The following is a 241-nucleotide window of genomic DNA, read 5'->3' as shown; positions in this document are numbered from 1 at the left end:
ACTTGCCTTGACGGAACAGGGCGACTTCGCGGGCCTTCTTCTCGTCGGCGACCACGGTCATCTCGTCACCGGCATCCGGCGTACCGTCCAGGCCGAGGATCTCGACCGGGATCGACGGGCCGGCTTCCTTGATCGGCTTGCCGTTCTCGTCGAGCATGGCGCGGACACGACCGTAGTTGATGCCGACCAGCACCATGTCGCCCTGGCGCAGGGTACCGTCCTGGACCAGCACGGTGGCCAC

At 66.4% G+C, this 241-nt stretch carries 1 pseudogene; it reads right to left on the bottom strand.

Features of this window, described 5'->3' with window-relative positions:
• Positions 1-241 (bottom strand): annotated as a pseudogene (locus HMPREF0072_RS10480) (translation initiation factor IF-2); the annotation flags it as partial.

This window comes from Anaerococcus lactolyticus ATCC 51172, from assembly GCF_000156575.1.
In the GTDB taxonomy this organism is placed as follows: domain Bacteria; phylum Bacillota; class Clostridia; order Tissierellales; family Peptoniphilaceae; genus Anaerococcus; species Anaerococcus lactolyticus.
Note: the sequence above shows the minus strand (reverse complement) of the source record. Positions and strands in the feature narration are given on the sequence as shown.